At 65.2% G+C, this 18,499-nt stretch carries 23 protein-coding genes; 11 read left to right on the top strand and 12 right to left on the bottom strand.

The window, feature by feature from the left end:
• Positions 1 to 10 precede the first annotated feature (10 nt).
• Together L867_RS0111125 and L867_RS0111120 are read right to left on the bottom strand one after the other, a co-directional pair.
• Entirely contained in the window at positions 11 to 895 is an 885-nt protein-coding gene (locus L867_RS0111125; RefSeq protein WP_028736955.1) for a DsbA family protein, read from the bottom strand.
• Positions 896 to 1,044: 149 nt separating this feature from the next.
• Positions 1,045 to 1,542 carry a DUF721 domain-containing protein gene (locus tag L867_RS0111120; RefSeq protein WP_028736954.1) on the bottom strand — a complete coding sequence of 166 codons (498 nt, stop codon included), beginning with the start codon at positions 1,540 to 1,542 and terminating at the stop codon, positions 1,045 to 1,047.
• A gap of 84 nt (positions 1,543 to 1,626) precedes the next feature.
• Here L867_RS0111120 and mutY point away from each other — a divergent pair, with 84 nt between their 5' ends.
• The 4 genes from mutY to L867_RS0111100 are packed head-to-tail and all read left to right on the top strand — an operon-like array spanning position 1,627 to position 4,123.
• A complete protein-coding gene (gene mutY / locus L867_RS0111115; protein ID WP_028736953.1) occupies positions 1,627 to 2,724 on the top strand; it encodes an A/G-specific adenine glycosylase in 1,098 nt (365 codons plus the stop codon).
• A 3-nt stretch (positions 2,725 to 2,727) separates the two neighbouring features.
• Positions 2,728 to 3,342, top strand: coding sequence for an HAD family hydrolase (locus L867_RS0111110; protein WP_028736952.1), 615 nt, complete (start codon positions 2,728 to 2,730; stop codon positions 3,340 to 3,342).
• A gap of 42 nt (positions 3,343 to 3,384) precedes the next feature.
• A complete protein-coding gene (locus L867_RS0111105; protein WP_408605971.1) occupies positions 3,385 to 3,783 on the top strand; it encodes a type II toxin-antitoxin system RelE/ParE family toxin in 399 nt (132 codons plus the stop codon).
• The gene (locus L867_RS0111100; RefSeq protein ID WP_028736950.1) at positions 3,767 to 4,123 is read left to right on the top strand and encodes an XRE family transcriptional regulator; all 357 of its coding nucleotides are present in this window, start codon (positions 3,767 to 3,769) and stop codon (positions 4,121 to 4,123) included. Before L867_RS0111105 ends, L867_RS0111100 begins: the two co-directional genes overlap by 17 nt.
• A gap of 6 nt (positions 4,124 to 4,129) precedes the next feature.
• Here L867_RS0111100 and L867_RS26410 read toward each other — a convergent pair whose 3' ends face one another.
• Positions 4,130 to 6,127, bottom strand: coding sequence for an O-linked N-acetylglucosamine transferase, SPINDLY family protein (locus L867_RS26410; RefSeq protein WP_084638522.1), 1,998 nt, complete (start codon positions 6,125 to 6,127; stop codon positions 4,130 to 4,132).
• Between L867_RS26410 and L867_RS0111090 the strand changes: the two genes are divergently transcribed.
• Positions 6,126 to 6,488, top strand: coding sequence for a nuclear transport factor 2 family protein (locus L867_RS0111090; RefSeq protein WP_028736949.1), 363 nt, complete (start codon positions 6,126 to 6,128; stop codon positions 6,486 to 6,488). The two genes, L867_RS26410 and L867_RS0111090, sit on opposite strands and share 2 nt — an antisense overlap.
• A 124-nt stretch (positions 6,489 to 6,612) precedes the next feature.
• On the opposite strand, the gene L867_RS0111085 is transcribed toward L867_RS0111090, so the two are convergent.
• Positions 6,613 to 7,743 carry a site-specific DNA-methyltransferase gene (locus L867_RS0111085; protein WP_028736948.1) on the bottom strand — a complete coding sequence of 377 codons (1,131 nt, stop codon included), beginning with the start codon at positions 7,741 to 7,743 and terminating at the stop codon, positions 6,613 to 6,615.
• Positions 7,744 to 8,188: 445 nt separating this feature from the next.
• Here L867_RS0111085 and L867_RS0111080 point away from each other — a divergent pair, with 445 nt between their 5' ends.
• Complete coding sequence (locus tag L867_RS0111080) at positions 8,189 to 9,025, top strand: carbonic anhydrase (protein WP_028736947.1); 837 nt, start codon at positions 8,189 to 8,191, stop codon at positions 9,023 to 9,025.
• A 344-nt stretch (positions 9,026 to 9,369) separates the two neighbouring features.
• On the opposite strand, the gene L867_RS0111075 is transcribed toward L867_RS0111080, so the two are convergent.
• The 6 genes from L867_RS0111075 to L867_RS0111050 form a co-directional block, all read right to left on the bottom strand.
• Positions 9,370 to 9,711, bottom strand: coding sequence for an MmcQ/YjbR family DNA-binding protein (locus L867_RS0111075; protein WP_028736946.1), 342 nt, complete (start codon positions 9,709 to 9,711; stop codon positions 9,370 to 9,372).
• A gap of 121 nt (positions 9,712 to 9,832) precedes the next feature.
• Positions 9,833 to 10,255 carry a DUF1284 domain-containing protein gene (locus L867_RS0111070; protein ID WP_028736945.1) on the bottom strand — a complete coding sequence of 141 codons (423 nt, stop codon included), beginning with the start codon at positions 10,253 to 10,255 and terminating at the stop codon, positions 9,833 to 9,835.
• Positions 10,256 to 10,274: 19 nt separating this feature from the next.
• Positions 10,275 to 10,862: a biotin transporter BioY gene (locus L867_RS0111065; RefSeq protein ID WP_028736944.1), complete on the bottom strand. Its 588-nt coding sequence runs from the start codon at positions 10,860 to 10,862 to the stop codon at positions 10,275 to 10,277.
• 199 nt (positions 10,863 to 11,061) lie between these two features.
• The gene (locus L867_RS0111060; protein ID WP_028736943.1) at positions 11,062 to 11,730 is read right to left on the bottom strand and encodes a GntR family transcriptional regulator; all 669 of its coding nucleotides are present in this window, start codon (positions 11,728 to 11,730) and stop codon (positions 11,062 to 11,064) included.
• A 67-nt stretch (positions 11,731 to 11,797) separates the two neighbouring features.
• Positions 11,798 to 12,142 (bottom strand): antibiotic biosynthesis monooxygenase family protein, encoded by a 345-nt coding sequence (locus tag L867_RS0111055; protein WP_028736942.1) that lies wholly within the window; start codon positions 12,140 to 12,142, stop codon positions 11,798 to 11,800.
• A complete protein-coding gene (locus L867_RS0111050; protein WP_028736941.1) occupies positions 12,139 to 12,468 on the bottom strand; it encodes an NIPSNAP family protein in 330 nt (109 codons plus the stop codon). Before L867_RS0111050 ends, L867_RS0111055 begins: the two co-directional genes overlap by 4 nt.
• An 83-nt stretch (positions 12,469 to 12,551) precedes the next feature.
• Between L867_RS0111050 and L867_RS0111045 the strand changes: the two genes are divergently transcribed.
• From L867_RS0111045 to L867_RS0111030, 4 genes are all read left to right on the top strand, one after another.
• Complete coding sequence (locus L867_RS0111045; protein WP_028736940.1) at positions 12,552 to 13,238, top strand: ArsR/SmtB family transcription factor; 687 nt, start codon at positions 12,552 to 12,554, stop codon at positions 13,236 to 13,238.
• 177 nt (positions 13,239 to 13,415) lie between these two features.
• On the top strand, positions 13,416 to 13,763 hold the full coding sequence (locus L867_RS0111040; protein ID WP_028736939.1) for a DMT family transporter: 348 nt from the start codon (positions 13,416 to 13,418) through the stop codon (positions 13,761 to 13,763).
• The gene (locus tag L867_RS0111035) at positions 13,763 to 14,335 is read left to right on the top strand and encodes a TetR/AcrR family transcriptional regulator (protein WP_028736938.1); all 573 of its coding nucleotides are present in this window, start codon (positions 13,763 to 13,765) and stop codon (positions 14,333 to 14,335) included. The genes L867_RS0111040 and L867_RS0111035 overlap by 1 nt, the downstream gene beginning before the upstream one ends.
• An 89-nt stretch (positions 14,336 to 14,424) precedes the next feature.
• Positions 14,425 to 15,114 carry an HAD family hydrolase gene (locus L867_RS0111030; protein ID WP_028736937.1) on the top strand — a complete coding sequence of 230 codons (690 nt, stop codon included), beginning with the start codon at positions 14,425 to 14,427 and terminating at the stop codon, positions 15,112 to 15,114.
• Between the two features lie 57 nt (positions 15,115 to 15,171).
• On the opposite strand, the gene L867_RS0111025 is transcribed toward L867_RS0111030, so the two are convergent.
• Together L867_RS0111025 and L867_RS0111020 are read right to left on the bottom strand one after the other, a co-directional pair.
• The gene (locus L867_RS0111025) at positions 15,172 to 16,089 is read right to left on the bottom strand and encodes a diacylglycerol/lipid kinase family protein (RefSeq protein ID WP_028736936.1); all 918 of its coding nucleotides are present in this window, start codon (positions 16,087 to 16,089) and stop codon (positions 15,172 to 15,174) included.
• Between the two features lie 116 nt (positions 16,090 to 16,205).
• Positions 16,206 to 16,775: a hypothetical protein gene (locus L867_RS0111020; protein WP_028736935.1), complete on the bottom strand. Its 570-nt coding sequence runs from the start codon at positions 16,773 to 16,775 to the stop codon at positions 16,206 to 16,208.
• Between the two features lie 315 nt (positions 16,776 to 17,090).
• Between L867_RS0111020 and thrC the strand changes: the two genes are divergently transcribed.
• Positions 17,091 to 18,488, top strand: a complete 1,398-nt coding sequence (gene thrC, locus L867_RS0111015; protein ID WP_028736934.1) for a threonine synthase — start codon at positions 17,091 to 17,093, stop codon at positions 18,486 to 18,488.
• The last annotated feature ends 11 nt before the right edge of the window (positions 18,489 to 18,499 follow it).

The following is an 18,499-nucleotide window of genomic DNA, read 5'->3' as shown; positions in this document are numbered from 1 at the left end:
GGAGCGCCGATCAGAGCATGCTGTCGATGAGCGCCGACATGGTATCAACCGACATGTCCCCCGAATAGCTCTTGCCGTTGATCAGGAAGGTCGGCGTCGACTGAATGCCGAAATCCTTGGCCCCGCGATCCCGGACTGCCGTCACATCACCGGCAAGTTTCTGGTTCGTCAAGCAGGCGTCGAAGCTCTCCTGTGTAAAACCGCCGAGTTTCGACAATTGCAGCATGGCGCCGCGCACATCGTTGTCCGCCGGGGCGGCCCAGGTCATCTGCTGCTTCATGAACATCGAGACGAAGGGGAAGAAGCGCTCCTCCGGCGTGCAGCGCGCCAGCATGAAGGCGGCAAGCGACGCGGTGTCGCCCGGGAAGGGGAATTCGCGGACGATGAAGTAGGCCTTGCCGCTGTCGACATACTTGGCCTTGATCGCGTCGAAGGTCTTGGTGTGGAAGTTGGCGCAGTGCGAGCAGGTCATCGACATGTATTCGATGATCTTGACCGGAGCGTTCGGATCGCCGAGCGCCATTTCCTTCATCGGGCCGGGCTTCAGCGCCTCGGCCATGTCGATGTCGCGGTCGGAGGTCGGCAGTTCGACCTTGGCGGCCGGAGCGGCCGGTTCGGCTGCGGGCGCCGGTGCCTGGGCAGTTTCCGTGGCGGCCGGAGCCGGTGCGGCGGCCGGTGCAGTCGTGGCCGCAGGCGCCGTTGCTGTTTCGGCCGGAGCTGCGGGCGTGGCCGGAGCGGCAGGCGCCGCCGTGCTGGTTTCGGCCGGCTTCGGCGCCGCGTCGGCAGCCTTCTTTTCGGTGTCGTCGCTGCAGGACGCAAGTACGGCGGCCATGGCGATGACGGCGGCGCCACCGAGCAGGCGGCTCTTGGAGAGGATCGGATCGAGTTTCGGCATCAATGCACCCTGATGACTGTTTTTGACGTTGCCCAACCGTTATCGCGGCAATCGGCAGCAAACAAGGCGGGCATAGGCCCGATGCATCAAAGAATCGTGACTTCAGGAGGCTAACGCATTAAATCTTCTTCATGTTCGCGGCTGGGCGGCTATTTGCGCCGCGCCGACATGACGCCCGTGCCGAGACGCTCGATTGCCAGGCGAAGCTTGTCGTCGGTGATGCCTTCCATCATGCCGGCGAGCTTCTTGGCCTTTTCGCCCTCCAGCTTGCGCGGCCGCGGACGCTTCAGCGTCGCGGTCGAGACCGGCTTCTGGACGATGCGGATCTGGCCGATCGCCGGATAGCCGAAGAAGCCGTTGATGCGTGCGATCAGTTCGCCCTGGGCATGCGAGAGAAAGAGCGCGCGGGCGCCCTCGCAGGCGATGGTCAGTACGCCGGGTCTATGGCCGCCCTCGTCGCCCGGATCGCCATGGCGCGGCCAGGCGATCTTTTCCGGCCTCGTGCAATCGGCGAAATTCTCGCCGGCGATCTCGTCCCAGGAACCGAGCAGCGCCGTGTTGATGCCGGCGCGGCGGGCCAACATCGGATCGATGATGCCGTTCGCCACCTCGGAGATCTGGATCACGCCTTTTCTGGGAGCACGCATGGAAACCGTCTGAGCCTTTCACATCACCCCTTGAACGGCCGGGTGATTTAGCCAGATATAGGGCACTTCCCCCATGAGCAGCAAATGACGAGCGTGACAATCCAGAAGAAACCCGCGGCCGCGCCTCTGCTCTCCTGGTATGATCGCCACCACCGCGACCTGCCCTGGCGCATCTCGCCGGCAATGGCCAGACGCGGCGTGACGCCCGATCCCTATCACATCTGGCTGTCCGAGGTGATGCTGCAGCAGACCACGGTCGCGGCGGTGAAGGCCTATTTCGCCAAGTTCGTCGGGCTCTGGCCGACCGTCGCCGATCTGGCGGCCGCTCCTTCGGAGGACGTGATGGTCGCCTGGGCGGGGCTTGGCTATTACGCGCGGGCCCGCAACCTGAAAAAGTGCGCCGAGGCGGTGGCGTCGGCGCATGGCGGGCGGTTTCCCGACACGGAGGAAGGCCTGAAGGCGCTTCCGGGCATCGGCGACTATACGGCGGCGGCCGTCGCCGCGATCGCCTTCAACCGCCCGGCGGCGGTGATGGACAGCAATGTCGAGCGGGTGATCTCACGGCTCTTTGCCATCGACGCCCCCCTGCCCGGCTCGAAGCCGCAGATGAAGGCCCGCGTCGCGATGATTACGCCGCAGGACCGGCCGGGCGACTTCGCCCAGGCGATGATGGATCTCGGCGCGACGATCTGCACGCCGAAGCGGCCGGTCTGTGCGCTCTGCCCGTTCAACGATGTCTGCATCGCCTTGGCAAAGGACGAGCCGGAGCGGTTTCCCGTCAAGGCGGCGAAGAAGGAAAAGCCGGTGCGGCTCGGAGCGGCCTTCGTCGCGGTCGACACGGACGGGCACCTGCTCTTAAGACGCCGGCCCGACAGCGGCCTGCTCGGCGGCATGACCGAGGTGCCGACCACCGCCTGGACCTCGCGGGTGGACGGAGAGACGGGCATGAATGCCGCGCCCTTTGCCGCCGGCTGGCAGGCCTGCGGCACGGTCACCCATGTGTTTACCCATTTCGAGCTCCGGCTCGGCGTCTACCGGGTGCAGGTTTCCCGTTCGGATGCCGGCGCGGTTCACGGCTTCTGGGCGCCGGTCACAAATCTTGACGGCGAGGCGCTGCCGACTGTCATGAAAAAAGCAATTGCCGCCGCTATTCCGACCGCGTTTTCGATCGACAAAGGATAAGACATGCCAGAACCCATCCGCCATATCGTCTTCGACATCGGCAAGGTGCTGATCCACTACGATCCCAACCTGCCCTATTCCCGCATCATTCCCGACGAGGCGGAACGTCGCTGGTTCTTCGACAATGTCTGCACCCACGACTGGAACATGGAACAGGACCGCGGGCGCGGCTGGGCCGAGGCCGAGGCCGAGGTCATCGCCCGTTATCCCGAGCGAGAAGAGCAGATCCGCGCCTTCCGGCTGAACTGGCGCGAGATGGTGCCGCATGCCTATGAGGACAGCGTGGCGCTGATGACCGGGCTGATCGACGCCGGCCGTGACGTCACCATGCTGACCAATTTCGCCGCCGACACGTTCCAGGAGGCGCGGAAACTCTATCCCTTCCTCGACCTGCCGCGCGGCGTGACCGTGTCCGGCGAGGTCGGCCTGCTGAAGCCGGACGTGGCGATCTACCAGCGCCACGCCGCCGATTTCGACCTAGATCCGGCCGCCTGCCTGTTCATCGACGACGTGACCGTCAATGTCGAAGGCGCCCGCGCCGCCGGCTGGCAAGCGGTGCAGTTCCTCGGAGCGGACAAGCTGCGGGCGGACCTGAGGGATTTCGGCGTCGAGGTCTAAGGTCGGGCGCGGGTCATCGCGACAAAATGCCATTGAAATCATATGCGCTCCATGTCATATTTTCGCATGACCTGGAGCGTATTGCTGCATGAAGCCTTCGATCCGGAATTCGAGGCCCTGCCCGAGCCGGTCAGGGACGAAATCTTCGCGAGCCTGCCGCTGCTCAAGACCTATGGACCGCAGCTCGGGCGCCCATGGGCCGACACACTGAAAGGCTCTCGCCACCCGAACATGAAGGAACTGCGCTTCAAGGCCGATGACGGCGTCTGGCGGGTCGCCTATGCGTTCGACCCGAAGCGGCAGGCCGTGCTGCTTGTCGCTGCGGACAAGTCCGGCGGGAGCGAAAAGCGCTTCTACAAACAGCTGATCGACAAGGCGGACCGGCGCTTCACGCAGCATCTGAAGGATCTGGAAGGAAAAGACGATGGCAAGAACGCTTGACGAGGCTCTGGCGACCCTGCCCGAGGAAAAGCGCAGGGAACTGGAAAAGCGCGGCCAGGAGCGGCTGGATGAGTACAGGACCTTGCAGGACCTGCGCAAGGCACGCGACCTGACGCAGGAAAAGGTGGCCGAAATTCTCGGCGTCAATCAGGAAAACGTTTCGCGCATGGAGCGTCGCAGCGATCTGCTCCTGTCGACCCTGCGCGACTACATCACGGCGATGGGAGGCGACCTCGAGATCATCGCGCGCTTTCCGGACAGGAAACCCGCGGTTCTCACGAGCATCTTTGCTTCCGAAGACGGCGGCGAGGACAAGCCGAAACGAGCGGGCAACCGATAGGACCGATCAGCTCGCGGCGATCTCGAGGAACTTCTCCTCAAGCCGGCGGGTGAAGAGTTCCGTGTCGAACAGCGGCGCGGTCAGGCGCGCCTCGATGAGATTCTGGCGCAGGCGGAGATGGCGGTCCCCGTCCTGCGCCAGTTCGACCGCCAGGCGGACGAATTCTGAAAGGTTACCGGCAGCGAGCTGCGGCTGTCCGACGGCGGAAAGCAGGCTATCCGACACGCGGCTGGCAAAGCTCGTGCCCTTGACGGTCACCACCGGCACGCCGCACCACAGCGCGTCCGAGGTCGTGGTGTGGCCGTTATAGGGTGCGGTATCGAGGGCGATGTCGGCCTCGACGAGGCGGCGCAGATGCTCGGCCAGCGGCATTTTCGGCGCAAAGACCAGGCGGTCCGGGTCGATGCCGTGCGCTTTCGCCGCCTTTTGCAGGTTTGCCCTGATCAGCGGCGACGGGTCGGTCAGCCACAGCACCGAACCTTCGACGGCGGCCAGCACCTGCATCCAGGCGGCAAAGACATTGCCGCGAATCTTCTGCGGCTGGTTGAACGAGCAGAACACGATCCCGTCCACCGGCAGGCCATGGGCCCGGCGGGCGGCGGCGCGGTCAGGCGCGCGTTCCACCGCCTCGCGGCTGCGGTCGTTCGCCTGGTAGCTGCCGTCGAGACGGAGCAGCTTTTCCTGGTAGAAGGGGATCGAGCGATCGGGTGTGACGATGTGATCGGTGACGGCATAGTCGATGCCGACGCCGGAGACCGAGCCCGGAAAACCGAGATAGGTGACCTGCACCGGCACCGGACGGAGGCAGAAGATGCCGAGCCGATTGCCTTGGGTAAAGCCCTTGAGGTCGACGAGAATGTCGAGATCGAGCGAGCGCACCAGTTCGGCGGCGGCATCGTCGTCGAGGGCGAGGATGTCGATGTAGAAATCGATGGCCTCGAGGAAACGTTCGCGCACCGGGCCTTTGCGCTGGTCTTCCGCCGTGTGGCAGATGCCGTAGACGGCAAACCGGTCGCGGTCATGGGCTTCCAGCACACCGGCGAACAGCGCCATGGTGGCATGGTCGCAGAAATCGGACGAGAGATAGCCGATGCGGATCGGGCCGGGCGCACGCTCGGTGCGCGACCATTTTGGCGCAACCGAGGGAAAGACCGCTTCGGCCGTGCGGCGGGCGCAGCGGGCGTGATATTCCTCGTCGCCGGACCAGACCAGCGCGCGGAAGGCGTTTTCGCGGATGTCCGCGGTCGCGCCTTCGCGGGCATAGGCTGCCTGAAGTTCGGCCTGCAGGCGGTCGGCAAGGGGGAAATCGCAGAGGTTTCCGGCACACCAGAAGAGTTCGGACAGCGCCAGCCGCTCCTCGGGGGTCGCCGCATAGGCCTGAAGCAGCGGCGGATAGGCTTCCTCGTAAAGGCCGAGCCCGGACAGAACGATGCCGGCATTGAGGAAATTGCCAAAGTTCTGGCCCTTGACCGCCAGCGTGCGCGCATAGGGCAGCGCATCGGCATAACGGCCGGCTTCGCGATGAAGGCTGCAGATCGAATGGACGAGATCGAGATCGTCCGGCAGATGCTTTTCCAGCATCAGCATGGCGGAGAGCGCCGCATCGCCGTCGCCGACGGCGAGATAGTGGGAGGCGGCGCGGAAGGCGACTTCGCGCTTGAGGTTCGGGGTCAGATCGATGGCGCCGGCATAGAAGGTCGCGGCCATGGCCCGATCGCCCAGCCGCTCGTGAATGGTGGCGGCGAGGATCATCGGCTGCGGATCGCCGCGCTCGGTCTCGAACAGCGAATAGAGCGTCGCGAGAGCGGATTTGAGATCGCCCTCGTTGAACTGCTGCTTCGCCTGATCCAGCAATGCCGTCACGTCTTCGTCATCCCCATGTTTCGCCGCCATGGTTAGGCGGACCGACTTGTCCGAAACTGTCGGCTGGGCGAAGGTGGTGCCCAGCCGCGGCGATCCGCCACAAGCGCCAAAAATTTCCCCCGTGCCTCCTGGAGCCTTCATGACCTTCGACCCTGTCGCCGCCGCCAAGCGTTATCTCGACGCCGTCAACGATCTCGACTTCGCCGTGATCGAGGATTTCTACGCAGACGATGCGGTCTATGGCTCGGTGAAGGTCGGAGGGCTTCAGGGCCGCGACGCGATCCTGGCGGCGTTTCGCCAGTATTTCAAAACCTATCCCGACCAGCAGGCGGTTGACGAACTGATCGAGGCGGTCTCGCCGCTGGCCGCCCGGGCCGTCTGGCGGCTGAAGGCGACGAATGCCGAGACCGGCGAGCCGCTCATCCGCTTCGGCGAGGAGACCATCACCTTCAATGCCGACGGCAAGATCGTCTCGGTCGAGGTGACGGACTACAAGGTCTAGAAGAAGTCATTCCCGAAACGGATGACGCCCGGCGCTTTCGCACCGGGCGTCAAGGCTCTCCTGCCGGGACTAGAGGTACAAGACCGGCCGGAGAAACTCCGGACTGGCAAAGCTGGGCGGATCGTCAGTCCAGCTTTGCCAGCCCACTGCGGATGATCGTCCGGAGTTCATCGATCGGACGCAGGGATTGCCCGTCATCGATGTGCCAGAAGGTCCATCCGTTACACGCATCAACGCCCTGCACCTTCGCGCCCAGACGGTGAATGGAACCGGCATCGCTGCCCGAAGCGAGCGTGCCGTCGGCGCGCACCACGGCCGAGTGGCGGCGCCTGGCGCAGGTGAGAACCTGGCCCGGCTTGACCATGCCGCTCTCGACCAGCGTATTGAAGGCGACGCGCGGCTCGGCCTTCTTGCCGGTCAGCACGGTCAGTTCGGTCTTGCCGAGCGGGGTCACGGCCGCGATGCGGGCCGAGGCCGCGTCGATGTAATCCTGCTCGCGCTCGATGCCGACGAAGTTGCGGCCGAGGCGCTTGGCGACTGCTCCGGTGGTACCGGAGCCGAAGAACGGGTCGAGCACGATGTCGCCCGGCTTGGTGGAGGCCATGATGATGCGGGCGAGCAGGGCTTCCGGCTTCTGGGTCGGATGGACCTTCTTGCCGTCGTCGCCCTTCAGGCGTTCGCCACCCGAGCAGATGGGGAAGAGCCAGTCGGAGCGCATCTGCACATCGTCGTTCGAGGCCTTCAGCGCATCGTAGTTGAAGGTGTAGCCCTTGGACTTGGCGTCGGGCGAGGCCCAGATCATCGTCTCGTGGGCGTTCTGGAACCGCCGGCCCTTGAAGTTCGGCATCGGGTTGGTCTTGCGCCAGACGATGTCGTTGAGGATCCAGAAATTGAGATCCTGCAAGGTCGCACCGACGCGGAAGATGTTGTGGTAGGAGCCGATCACCCAGATCGTGCCGGTGGGCTTTAGCACGCGGCGGCAGGCCAGAAGCCAGGCGCGGGTGAAGGCGTCATAGGCCTCGAAGGAGGCGAACTGGTCCCATTCGTCATCGCACGCATCGACAAGGCTCTGGTCCGGGCGGTGCAGCGCGCCGCCGAGCTGAAGGTTGTACGGCGGATCGGCGAAGATCGCGTCGACGGACTTGTCGGGCAGCGCTTCCAGCGCCGCGACGCAGTCGCCCTTGATGATCGAATTGACCCAGGAGAAGGGATCAGTGGAACGGCGGAGATCGGCGAGCGGGAATACGGAAGCCATCGGTTACTCACTCTTACGCTGACGCAGCACGGGATAACGAGGCTTATGGTTACCGAACTTGGTTACCAAAGGCTGAAGGACGGCGGAGAATTTCCGTTGGGTGCCGGCCATGCGTGCCGAAAGAGGCCACCGAAGCGGGGACACGGCAAAGGGCGACCGCCCGTGAGGCACGCCCGTCCGGCCGGAGTTTTTCTGCGGCGTCTCGCTTGTCGCACGATGATCCCGCTGGATCCGACCGACGATCGCCGCGTCGGGAAAACAGGTCCAGAGTCCAAAAACAGTCAGCATTCGCTCGCAAGCCGCATATTTTAGAAAAACTTAATTTACAAATATGCCTGATGGTGGATCCGCCAAGCGCCACTGCCATGACGAAGTGAACCCGGATCCCAAGGGACGGGCCTGCGCCATCGCGGCGGCGTACCAACGACAAATATGAGTCTGCCAGATGTGCCTCGACTGCGATAACCAGCGCCTCAATCGCCGCAACCTGATGAAGCTCGCCGGCATCGGCCTTGTCGCCTCAACGGTCGCCCTCCCGGCCGTGGCCTCGGACAAGAAGGCTGCCCCCGCGGCGGCCGCGGAAGGACACGCTGCTGAAGCGCCGGTCGCCCATGCTTCAACCGCCGAAGCTCCTGCCACCGAAGCCCATGCCGCCGACCCGCATGCGGCAGAGGCGCCCGCTCTCTCGCCCAAGCAGGCGCTGGCCAAGCTCAAGGAAGGCAATCGCCGCTTTGTCGAGGATGCCAATGCCTGCGCCGCCGATCTCGCCCAGCGCCGCGAGGAACTGGCCGGTGGCCAGCACCCCTGGGCGATCGTGCTCACCTGTTCGGACAGCCGCGTGACGCCGGAGCTGATCTTCGGCGGCGTGACGCTCGGCGAACTCTTCGTCATCCGCAATGCCGGCAACGTGCTCGACACCGGCGCGCTCGGCACCATCGAATACGGCGCCGAACACCTGCATGCGCCCTTGATCGTCGTGATGGGGCACAAGAAATGCGGCGCGGTCTCGGCCGCCTGCGACGTGGTGAAAAAGGGCGTCGAGCTTGAAGGTTCGATCGGCAAGATGGTGCAACCGATCCTGCCCGTCGCGCTCGCCGCCCTGTTCAAGTCGGAGGATTTCGTCGGCCAGACGGTGCGCAACAACGCGGTGTCGGGCGCCAGGCGCATCGCCGAGGAAAGCCACATCGTGTCGCACCTCGTCGAAGAGGGCCACGTCAAGATCGTCGCCGCCGTCTATGACATCGCCACCGGCGAAGTGGAATTCATCGACAAGATCAGCTGAGGCGGACTGGCGCGCCGAATTGGGCGGCGCGCGGGTAGGTCTCGCGGCCAACACCTCACGTCTGCGTCTGGTGGAAGATTGACGCAGCGCCTTCCGCCGGGAGATCGCTTGCAGCTGCTCCTCAGGGAGCCCCTCCCCGGCACAGCACGAAGATCCCCTCCCCAACCCCTCCCCACAAGGGGGAGGGGCTTTCCTCCGTCTGCACAGGAGCCCGGGCGCCGCCACGCGTCGTCTCCCCCCTTGTGGGGGAGATGGCCGGCAGGCCAGAGGGGGTTTTCCGGATCCGACACCGGCCTCCGGCGCTGACATTTGGCCAGCTCGCCGAGCTTTCCCCGCCGCGAAACCTACTGCTCCGCATCCCAGGCCCTGACCGCAGCCTTCTTCGCCTGCGCGCGCCAGACGCGGGTGAGGTTGGCGCGGACCCATTCGATGGCGACGCGGTCCGGGCGGGCGAGCACCAGCGGATGGGGGCGGTGGTGGTCGGTGGTGAAAAAAGTGTCGGGATCGATGTCGATCAGATGGTCGCGCTCCTCGAAGGGAACCTTGAACACCGGGCAGTCATGCGTCGGGTTCCAGAAGACCATGGCCTTTCCGTTGACCTTGAAGGAGGGCGACCCCCAGGAGGTGGTCTCCTCGGTGCCCGGCAGGGCGAGAATGATGTCGCGCAGGGTGTCGAGCGTGATCATGACGGCGCCTCCTTTCGGCAGTCTGCCAGAGGTCGCGGGACGTGTCATCCGCTTCGGGCTATGCTCCTCATCCGGCGCTTTCGCGCCACCTCCCCCAGCCGGCGGGGAGAAGGACGGCCGCCTATGGCGCCACCCGCGCGCCGGCATAGCCGCCGTCCGCGACGCCGTCGCAGAGGTCGGACCATTCGCAGCCGGAACAGGCGGTGCGGATCTCGCCGGTCGCGAAGGTTTTTCGCAGGCGGGAAAGGAGACTGGCGCTCGGCGTGATGCGGGCGCCGGGGCCAAGGGGGCTGCCGAGCAGGCGGGCGACGGCCTCCACCGCCGCCCGATCCCGCTCCACGACGCTCTCGCCATGGCAATGGGCATCGGGGTTTGCGGTGAGCGGCCCGCAAATGTCGTCCGGCCCCGCCACCAGCTCGATCTCCTCACCGGCCGAAAGACGGGCGGCGATCGCCTCGTAGTTCTCGACGAAGGCGGGGGAATAGCCCTTGCCGACATAGGTCAGCATGCAGAGCAGATGGTGGGCACGGAGCCGGACGGTCACGGGTTCGGTGGTCCCTGTCTCAGAGGTCGAGCGGTTTGCCCGTCCGACGACCGAGCGCCATCAGCAGGGCGGCGGCGAGCGCGGACTTGATGACGGCGCCGAGGATGAAGGGCACGACACCGAGCGCAAGCCCCTTCTCCACGCCCAGCAGGTAGGCGAGCCATGCGCCGCCGATGGCCAGGCACAGCAGGTTGGACAGCAGATGCGCCGAGAAGCTCAGCACCACCCGCTCGCCGGTCCAGCCTTTTTCCGCCAGAAGACCGGCCAGGGCCGCGATGATCGGGAAGGAGACGAGATAGCCGGCGGTCGGACCGACGAAGGGCGTCAGGCCACCACCGCCGTTGGCGAGCACCGGCAGTCCCATCATCGCCTCGCCGAGCCAGGCGAGAACCGTCAGGACGCCGAGGCGCCAGCCGTAGAGCACGCCGATCATGGTCAACGCGAGGGTCTGCAGGGTGATCGGCACCGGCACCATGGGTACGCTCACCTGCGAGGCGAGCGCCAGTACGGCCGTGCCGAAGACCAGAAGCACGGACTGGGTGGCCAGCGAGCGGCGGCCGATGCCGAGCGGATCGAAGCCGCGAGCGGCGGTCGTGAGGACAGACATCATTGCAATCTCCATTTTATAGATAATTTGATGCACGACGAATCTTTTATCTATTATTTTGAGATCTGCCAAGGCGAGGTGAATTGAGACCGGCGAGAAATCCGTGGATCCAGGAGCCCGCCAGCGCGCGATGAGCGTAACAACACATGTCCTGCAGGCATTCCGCAGGATTCGCATTTAATCTATAAATTGGGAAAATTCAGCCGACGATGGCAAAACCTTCGGTCTCGGGGCGGCCGGGAAGCGGCACCGGCGCACGACCGATCCACTGGACGTGCCGCTCGAGAATGCGGCAGGCCTCGCCGACATCCCCTTCCCTCAGCGCCGTGAGGATGGCGCGATGGTCGTGGTCGGTGCGTGCCTCCCAGGTGGCGCGCCAGGCGACGAAGAGAAAGCGGGCGCTGACGGCATGCAAGTCGTCGATGACGGAGAGCAGGCGCGGCATGCCGCAGGTCGAGACGATCAGGCGATGGAAGCGACGGTTTGCTTCCTCCCAGGCGCGGACATCCTTGGCGTCGTCGGCATCGGTTGCCGCCTGCTCGGCCGCGTCGAGCACCTCGCCCGTCAGATGGGGCGCGGCATGGCGCAGCGCCAGCACCTCGAGGGCTGCGCGCATTTCGGCGACCTCCCGCACCTGCCTAAGGTCGAACGAGGCGACGCGCACGCCGCGGCGGGGAATGCTGACGACGAGACCCTGCGCTTCGAGCCGCCGGAAGGCCTCGCGGACCGGCACGTGGCTCGCCCCGAACTCCTCGGCGATATGGTCCTGGGCAAGGCGCGCGCCGGGCGTCAGTTCGCCATGGATGATGCGCTCCGCGAGGGCACGGCTGATGCGGCTGGCGATGGTGTCGTCGTGTTCTTTCTCCATGCCACCTGCATAGTCAGCAGCCGGGGGATTGTCGAGACGAACGCCCCATCGACCCGCCGGCGGGACGTCATCCATGGACGGCCCGGCTGTCGGGCGGCGCCTCCTCCCGCTCACGAAGACCGTAGTCGCGCAGCACGTGGGCGACGCGCAGGCGATAGTCGGCGAAGACACCGCCGCGTCCCACCTGTTGTGCCGCCCGGTGCTCCTCCGTCTCGCGCCAGCGGCGCACCGCCTCCTCGTCGCGCCAGAAGGACAGGGACAGAAGCTTGCCGCGCACCGTCAGGCTTTCGAAGCGCTCGACGGAGATGAAGCCGTCCATCGCCTCCAGTTTTGCCCGCAGCTCGCCGGCCAGGTCGAGATAGCGGTGTCGCTCGCCGACATAGGGCGTCACCTCGAAGATCACCGCGATCATGGCTGCACCATGTTGGCCGGGAGCCCGGACACACATTTGAGGAACAGCCGGTCCTCCTTGAGGATGAAGCGGGCATTGCGGGCGAACTCGTAATTGGCCTTGCCGAGCGGGTCTGCGGCGAGCCGGGCGCGATAGGCTTCGTAGGCCGCAAGGTCCTTGACGTGGTAGATGCCGTAAGCCGTGGTGGCGGAGCCTTCGTGCGGGGCGAAATAGCCCACGAGATCGGCGCCGCAACGCGGGATCGCCTCGCCCCAGTTGCGGGCATAGGTGGTGAAGGCGTCCTTCGCAAAGGGGTCGATCTCGTAGCGGATGACGCAGGTGATCATGGGTTTTCCTTTCATGCTGTAGCCATGTCGATGTCCCCTCCTCGCATATTGCCCGACGGCAATGCTTCGATTACGATCGAAGCATGAGTGAAGGACCCGACATTGCCCGCCTCGCCGCCCTGATCGGCGACCCCGCCCGCGCCAACATGCTGCTGGCGCTGATGGACGGGCGTGCGCTGACCGCCACCGAGCTTGCCGGCGCCGCCGGCATCGGTCTGCCGACGGCCAGCTCGCACCTTGCCAAGCTCGAGGAGGGCGGACTCTTGGCCCAGCGCAAGCAGGGGCGGCACCGATATTTCACGCTGGCCGACCTGGCGGTGGGCCGCATGATCGAGGGCCTGATGGGCTTTGCCGCCGCCCGCGGCCATGTGCGCCACAAGGCGGGGCCGAAGGAGCCGGCGCTGCGCAAGGCGCGGATCTGCTACGACCATCTCGCCGGCGACTACGGTGTGCGCATGCTCGACAGCCTGCGGATTATGGGTGCCATCGTCGGCGAGGAGGAACACCCGCAGCTGACGCCCGCCGGCGAAGCGCTGGTCTGCGACAACGGCATCGACCTGGCGGGCCTGAAAGCGCAGCGCCGTCCGCTCTGCCGCGCTTGCCTCGACTGGAGCGAGCGGCGCATCCACCTCTCCGGGGCGCTCGGCAAGGCGCTGCTCGACCACTTCCTCACACACGGCCATGCACGGCGCGCGCCCGGCAGCCGCGCGATCGTCTTTTCGCCCGAGGGCGAGCGGCGTTTTGCGGCAATGTTCCCGCTCGCCGGCTGAGCGTCCCCTGCCGGGAAGCCATCGGCCAGAGCCTCCCAGACAGCCCCTTCCCCGGCCCTTTGCCCATAATCGCCGGCCGCCTCATGATCCGGACAGCTCGCAGCATTCCGCAGGCTTGCAAAGAAACCGTCCAGACGGTATGTTTATGACCTGACCTTTCCCGATGTGAGATTTTCGATGAACCCTTTGTTTCTTGCCTATGGTTCGCTGGGCGGCGCCATTGTCTGCGAAGTGATCGCCACCACCCTGTTGCAGAAATCGGAGCAGTTTTCGAAGCCGCTGCCGACGGCGGCGATGGCCTTGTTCTACATCGTCTCGTTCTACCTTCTTTCCCAGGCGCTGAAGGGCGTGCCGCTCGGCATCGCCTATGCGGTCTGGGGCGGGCTCGGCATCGTGCTCACCGCGATGATCTCCGTGCTGCTGCTCAAGCAGTCGCTCGACCTGCCCGCCATGGCCGGTATCGGCATGATCGTCGCCGGCGTCATCGTCATGAATGTCTTCTCCAACTCGGTTTCGCACGGCTGATGACCAACGCCCATATGCGCAAGAAGGAGCCGGACAAGGTCCGCCGCTCGCTGCTCGACCGAACCGCCAAGATCGCGGTCGACCAGGGTCCGTCCGCGATCACCATCCAGGCGGTCGCCGAGGCGGCCGGCGTGACCAAGGGCGGCCTGCTACATCATTTTGCCAGCAAACAGGCGCTGATCGAGGCGGTATTCACGGATCTTTTGCAACAGTTCGGGGACGAGATCGATCGCTACATGGCTAAGGATCGAGAACCGGTCGGACGGTTCACCCGCGCCTATGTGCGGGCCGCCTTCGCCGACCACAAGCTCGGCATGAGGAGCCCCTGGGCCGCGCTTTCGGTGACGATGGTCGCCGATCCCGGCATGCGCCGGCTCTGGTCCGATTGGCTCGACGAACGGCTGGAGGCGCATCGGGAGACAGACGGCACGGCCCAGATGGAGATCGTCCGGCTCGCCGCCGACGGCGTGTGGATGGCCGACATGATGGGGCAGGACCGCGCAAGCCTCCGCGACCTGTCGGCTCTCGAGCCACAATTACTGGCGCTCGCCTCACCCGGGGCGGCCGGCTGAAGCGGGCCGCAACCAACTCGCGGATTGTCCTTTGCCGGATCATCGTGTAGGTGAGGCGCCTTCCCAAGACGATTAGACGGATCTCCCCCATGAGCGGCTTCGACCTCACCATCTTCGATTGCGACGGCGTGCTCGTCGATTCCGAAATCATCGCGGCCAAGGTCGAATCCAAGCTGCTCAACGAGGCCGGCTATCCGATCTCGGTCGAGGAAATGGGTGAACGCTTCGCCGGCATGACCTGGAAGAACATCCTGCTCGCCGTCGAGAAGGAAGTCGACATTCCGCTTTCGGCCAGCCTGCTCGACAAGTCGGAAAAGCTGCTCGACCAGCGGCTCGCGCGCGAGGTCAAGATCATCGAGGGCGTGCAGTTTGCGCTTGCGCGCCTCAAGGGCCCGCGCTGCATCTGCTCCAATTCCTCGCTGGCGCGGCTCGACATGATGCTGACCAAGGTCGGCCTGAAGGAGCTCTTCGCGCCGCATATCTATTCGGCCAAGGATCTCGGCGCCGACCGCGTCAAGCCGAAGCCGGACATCTTCCTGCATGGCGCCGCCCAGTTCGGCGTTTCGCCGGACAAGGTCGTGGTCATCGAGGACAGCGTGCACGGCGTGCATGCGGCGCGCGCCGCCGGCATGCGGGTGATCGGCTTTACCGGCGCCTCGCACACCTATCCGTCGCATGCCGACCGGCTGACCGATGCCGGCGCCGAAACGGTGATTTCCCGCATGGTGGACCTGCCGGCGGTGATCGCCGCCATGGAAGAATGGGCCGGCGCATTCTGAGCCGGTCGTCGGACCAAGGGCGACCGTCGAAAGCCCCCTTCCCTACAAGAGCAAAGCTCAGATCTTCAGGCTGAGGGCCGAAGGCATGACCTCGACGTGCAGACGGTCGAAGGGCAGCGTCTCGCCATCCGCCTCGATCGAAAGCGTCGCCCCGCCACACGGCTCGACGTCGACGACACGTCCGCGATGGAAGCTGATCAGCGGGTGGCCGATATGCGAGGCGGAATAGAGCCGCGCCAGGATGCCGAGCACGCCGGTCTTGCTCGCGCCGCGCAGGATGCCGATGTCGAGCAGGCCGTCGGCCAGATCGGCGAAGGGCACGACATGCATGCCGCCGCCGAACCAGGAGCCGTTTGCCACAGCCGCCACGGTCACCGGGCCGCTAAAGACCTCCTTGCCATCGATCACCACGCGCACGCCCTCGGGCCTGTAGCGGAGGATCTCGCGCACCGAGCACAAGAGGAAGCGCAGAGAGCCGCTCGCCACGCGCCGGCCACGGCCGTTCACCGCCTGGACGATGCGCCCGGAAACGCCGACGCTGGCAATGTTGGCGAAATGGCGTTCGAGCATCTTGCCGTCGGCCGACAGGCCACTGATGCGGGCGATGTCGATCTGGCGTACGGGCGCCTCGGCGATCCGGCGCACCAGGGCGTCCGGTTCGCTCGGCAGGGAAAAATTGCGGGCGAAGTCGCAGCCAGTGCCAGTTGACATGAAGGAAAAGGCGGTCTGCGGCCTGGCCGAGCGCATGATCCCGTCGACCACCTCGCCGATCGTGCCGTCGCCGCCGATGGCGATGATCAGGCCGCAGCCTGAGGCGATCAGTTCGATCGTCAGCCGCCCCGCATCGCCGACGCCCGCGGTTTCGCGAACGTCGCACTCGGGAAAGTGTTCGGCCAATACGTTGCTGATGACCCGCCACCGCGCGTGGCCTGACTGGCCACCCGAGACGGGATTTCTGACAATTCCGATTTTCACCCATGCCCCCCGGCATCTGGTGAGATCAACGACCGAGTGGCAACGTTCCAGGACAATCCTTGTGGAACGCGGCGCCCGGCGGCCGTCCCTTTGCTAATTTGCGCCGACCTGGCTGGTTACTTCTTCTTGACCGGCCCCTCGTCGAAACCGACATGAACCTTGGTGAGACCGCTGACATTGCCTGGAACCGGCACGTCCTTGGTGAAGACGAACTGGCTTGCCTGAGCGACGTCGGCCAGCGTCACGGGAAACTGCGTCAACTCGGAATAGACAACTGTCTCGCCGTCCGTCACCGCGACGCGGATCGGCAGCATGACCTGCCCGGCCTTGCCTTCGGGCCCGGCCACCAGCCGTCCCTGGACCATGGCGGTGATCGTCATGCCGGTTTCCGAGCGCGTGCACGAGCGTGTCGTGTCGGCGAGCGATGCCTGGTAGACGATCTTCGTCGCATCGTCCTTGGCGCCCTTGGCATAGGTGCGATGGTAGGCCGTGCCGTCTCTCAGCGTGATCGGCGGGCAGAAGCCCTGCACGGCGGCGGCCGCATCGGCGGCGGGGCTGGCAGCCGGGGCGGCGGTGGGCTTGTCTGCGGCCGAGCCGAGCACCCCTCCGGGATTGCCGGCATTGCAGCCTGAGAGAACCATCAACAAGGATGCGGCCAAGACCCCGCGCGATACCATTACAGACACGATACTCACACCTTCCGCATTGCTGGCTTCGAGGAAGCCAAAAGCCATTCGAATTGAGGCTTTTCATGCCCCTTGCCGATGGTCTATACCAGCGGCGCAGCGAAAAATCGATTGGGTCGCCGGTGTTTTGGTTTAATTTTCAACGCCTGCGGGGTGACGGTGCCCCGGTCTTGCCGGTCGGTGTCGATCCGCACCCGGCGCTGAGCCTGGACCAGCCCGTCACGACCGGAGCGAAAAGACGACCGACGGCGCCCTGAACGGCGTAGTCTCCGGCCCGACAAGCCCCTCCCTTCTTCAAGACCAAGGACAAGCATCGTGGACTACATCTCGACCCGCGGAGAGGCAAAGAGCCTCGGTTTCTGTGACGCTCTTCTCGCCGGGCTTGCCCGCGACGGCGGCCTCTACGTGCCGCGCAAGTGGCCGCATATGAGCAAGAAGGAAATCCGGGCGCTGCGCGGCAAGAGCTACCAGGACATCGCCTTCGAGGTGCTCTACCGGTTCACCGGCGGCGAGATCGAGGCCGACCTGTTCCGTGCCATGATCGACGAGGCCTATGCCACCTTCCGCCATCCGGCCGTCGCACCGCTCGTGCAGACCGGGCCGAATTCCTTCATCCTGGAGCTGTTCCACGGCACGACGCTCGCCTTCAAGGACGTCGCGATGCAGCTGCTCGCACGGCTGATGGACCACGCGCTCGCCCAGCGCGGCGAACGGGCGACGATCGTCGGCGCCACCTCGGGCGATACCGGCGGGGCGGCGATCGACGCCTTTGCCGGCCGGGCCCGCACCGACGTGTTCATCCTCTTCCCGCATGAGAAGGTTTCGCCCGTCCAGCAGCGGCAGATGACCACGTCCAAGGCCGAGAACGTGCACGCGCTGGCCATCAAGGGCAATTTCGACGACTGCCAGAACCTGGTGAAGGCGATGTTCAACGACATCGACTTCCGCGACCGGCTGAAGATCTCCGGCGTCAATTCGATCAACTGGGCGCGCATCATGGCGCAGGTGGTCTATTATTTCACCGCGGCGATTTCGCTCGGCAGCCCGGACCGCAAGGTCTCCTTCACCGTGCCGACCGGCAATTTCGGCGATATCTTCGCCGGCTACGTCGCCAAGAAGATGGGCCTGCCGATCGACAAGCTGGTGATCGCCACCAACGAGAACGACATTCTCGCCCGCACGCTGAAGACCGGCCGCTACGAGATGAAGGGCGTGTCGGCCACCACCTCGCCGTCGATGGACATCCAGATTTCGTCCAACTTCGAGCGCCTGCTGTTCGAGGCCTGTGACCGCGACGACAGCGCCATCCGCGCGGCGATGGAAAGCCTCAAGCAGTCCGGCGGTTTCGAGATCAAGCCCGGCGCGCTGAAGGCGATCCGCAAGGAGTTTCGCGCCGGCCGTGCCAGCGAGAAGCAGGTGGCCTCGACCATTCGCGACACGCTGGCTGAGACCGGCTATCTGCTCGATCCGCACACCGCCGTCGGCGTGTTCGTCGCGCAGAAGTTCGAGAAGCCGTCGACCCCCATGGTGACGCTCGCCACCGCCCATCCGGCGAAATTCCCGGCCGCGGTAAAATCGGCGAGCGGTATTGACCCCGCGCTTCCGGCGTGGCTTGCTGATCTGATGGACAGGGAGGAGCACTTCGATATCCTGGACGCCGAGCTTAAAGCCGTCGAAACCTTTATCGGCGAGCATGCCCGACGGGAAAATTAAGAAGTGCAGAA

Source organism: Paenirhizobium selenitireducens ATCC BAA-1503 (genome assembly GCF_000518785.1).
GTDB lineage: Bacteria > Pseudomonadota > Alphaproteobacteria > Rhizobiales > Rhizobiaceae > Allorhizobium > Allorhizobium selenitireducens.
The sequence above is the reverse complement of the archived record's forward strand: the minus strand, read 5'-3'. Positions and strand labels throughout refer to the sequence as shown.

Bases quoted from the DNA above. Each gene is read 5' to 3' on its own strand.
- L867_RS0111065 (WP_028736944.1), bottom strand. From the start codon at position 10,862: ATGTCTGTCCTCACGACCGCCGCTCGCGGCTTCGATCCGCTCGGCATC.
- L867_RS0111090 (WP_028736949.1), top strand. From the start codon at position 6,126: ATGACCTTCGACCCTGTCGCCGCCGCCAAGCGTTATCTCGACGCCGTC.
- L867_RS0111100 (WP_028736950.1), top strand. From the start codon at position 3,767: ATGGCAAGAACGCTTGACGAGGCTCTGGCGACCCTGCCCGAGGAAAAG.
- L867_RS0111075 (WP_028736946.1), bottom strand. From the start codon at position 9,711: ATGATCACGCTCGACACCCTGCGCGACATCATTCTCGCCCTGCCGGGC.
- L867_RS26410 (WP_084638522.1), bottom strand. From the start codon at position 6,127: ATGAAGGCTCCAGGAGGCACGGGGGAAATTTTTGGCGCTTGTGGCGGA.
- L867_RS0111125 (WP_028736955.1), bottom strand. From the start codon at position 895: ATGCCGAAACTCGATCCGATCCTCTCCAAGAGCCGCCTGCTCGGTGGC.
- L867_RS0111120 (WP_028736954.1), bottom strand. From the start codon at position 1,542: ATGCGTGCTCCCAGAAAAGGCGTGATCCAGATCTCCGAGGTGGCGAAC.
- L867_RS0111045 (WP_028736940.1), top strand. From the start codon at position 12,552: ATGAGTGAAGGACCCGACATTGCCCGCCTCGCCGCCCTGATCGGCGAC.
- L867_RS0111080 (WP_028736947.1), top strand. From the start codon at position 8,189: ATGTGCCTCGACTGCGATAACCAGCGCCTCAATCGCCGCAACCTGATG.
- L867_RS0111060 (WP_028736943.1), bottom strand. From the start codon at position 11,730: ATGGAGAAAGAACACGACGACACCATCGCCAGCCGCATCAGCCGTGCC.
- L867_RS0111105 (WP_408605971.1), top strand. From the start codon at position 3,385: ATGCGCTCCATGTCATATTTTCGCATGACCTGGAGCGTATTGCTGCAT.
- L867_RS0111050 (WP_028736941.1), bottom strand. From the start codon at position 12,468: ATGATCACCTGCGTCATCCGCTACGAGATCGACCCCTTTGCGAAGGAC.
- L867_RS0111030 (WP_028736937.1), top strand. From the start codon at position 14,425: ATGAGCGGCTTCGACCTCACCATCTTCGATTGCGACGGCGTGCTCGTC.
- mutY (WP_028736953.1), top strand. From the start codon at position 1,627: ATGACGAGCGTGACAATCCAGAAGAAACCCGCGGCCGCGCCTCTGCTC.
- L867_RS0111085 (WP_028736948.1), bottom strand. From the start codon at position 7,743: ATGGCTTCCGTATTCCCGCTCGCCGATCTCCGCCGTTCCACTGATCCC.
- L867_RS0111040 (WP_028736939.1), top strand. From the start codon at position 13,416: ATGAACCCTTTGTTTCTTGCCTATGGTTCGCTGGGCGGCGCCATTGTC.
- L867_RS0111055 (WP_028736942.1), bottom strand. From the start codon at position 12,142: ATGATCGCGGTGATCTTCGAGGTGACGCCCTATGTCGGCGAGCGACAC.
- L867_RS0111035 (WP_028736938.1), top strand. From the start codon at position 13,763: ATGACCAACGCCCATATGCGCAAGAAGGAGCCGGACAAGGTCCGCCGC.
- L867_RS0111110 (WP_028736952.1), top strand. From the start codon at position 2,728: ATGCCAGAACCCATCCGCCATATCGTCTTCGACATCGGCAAGGTGCTG.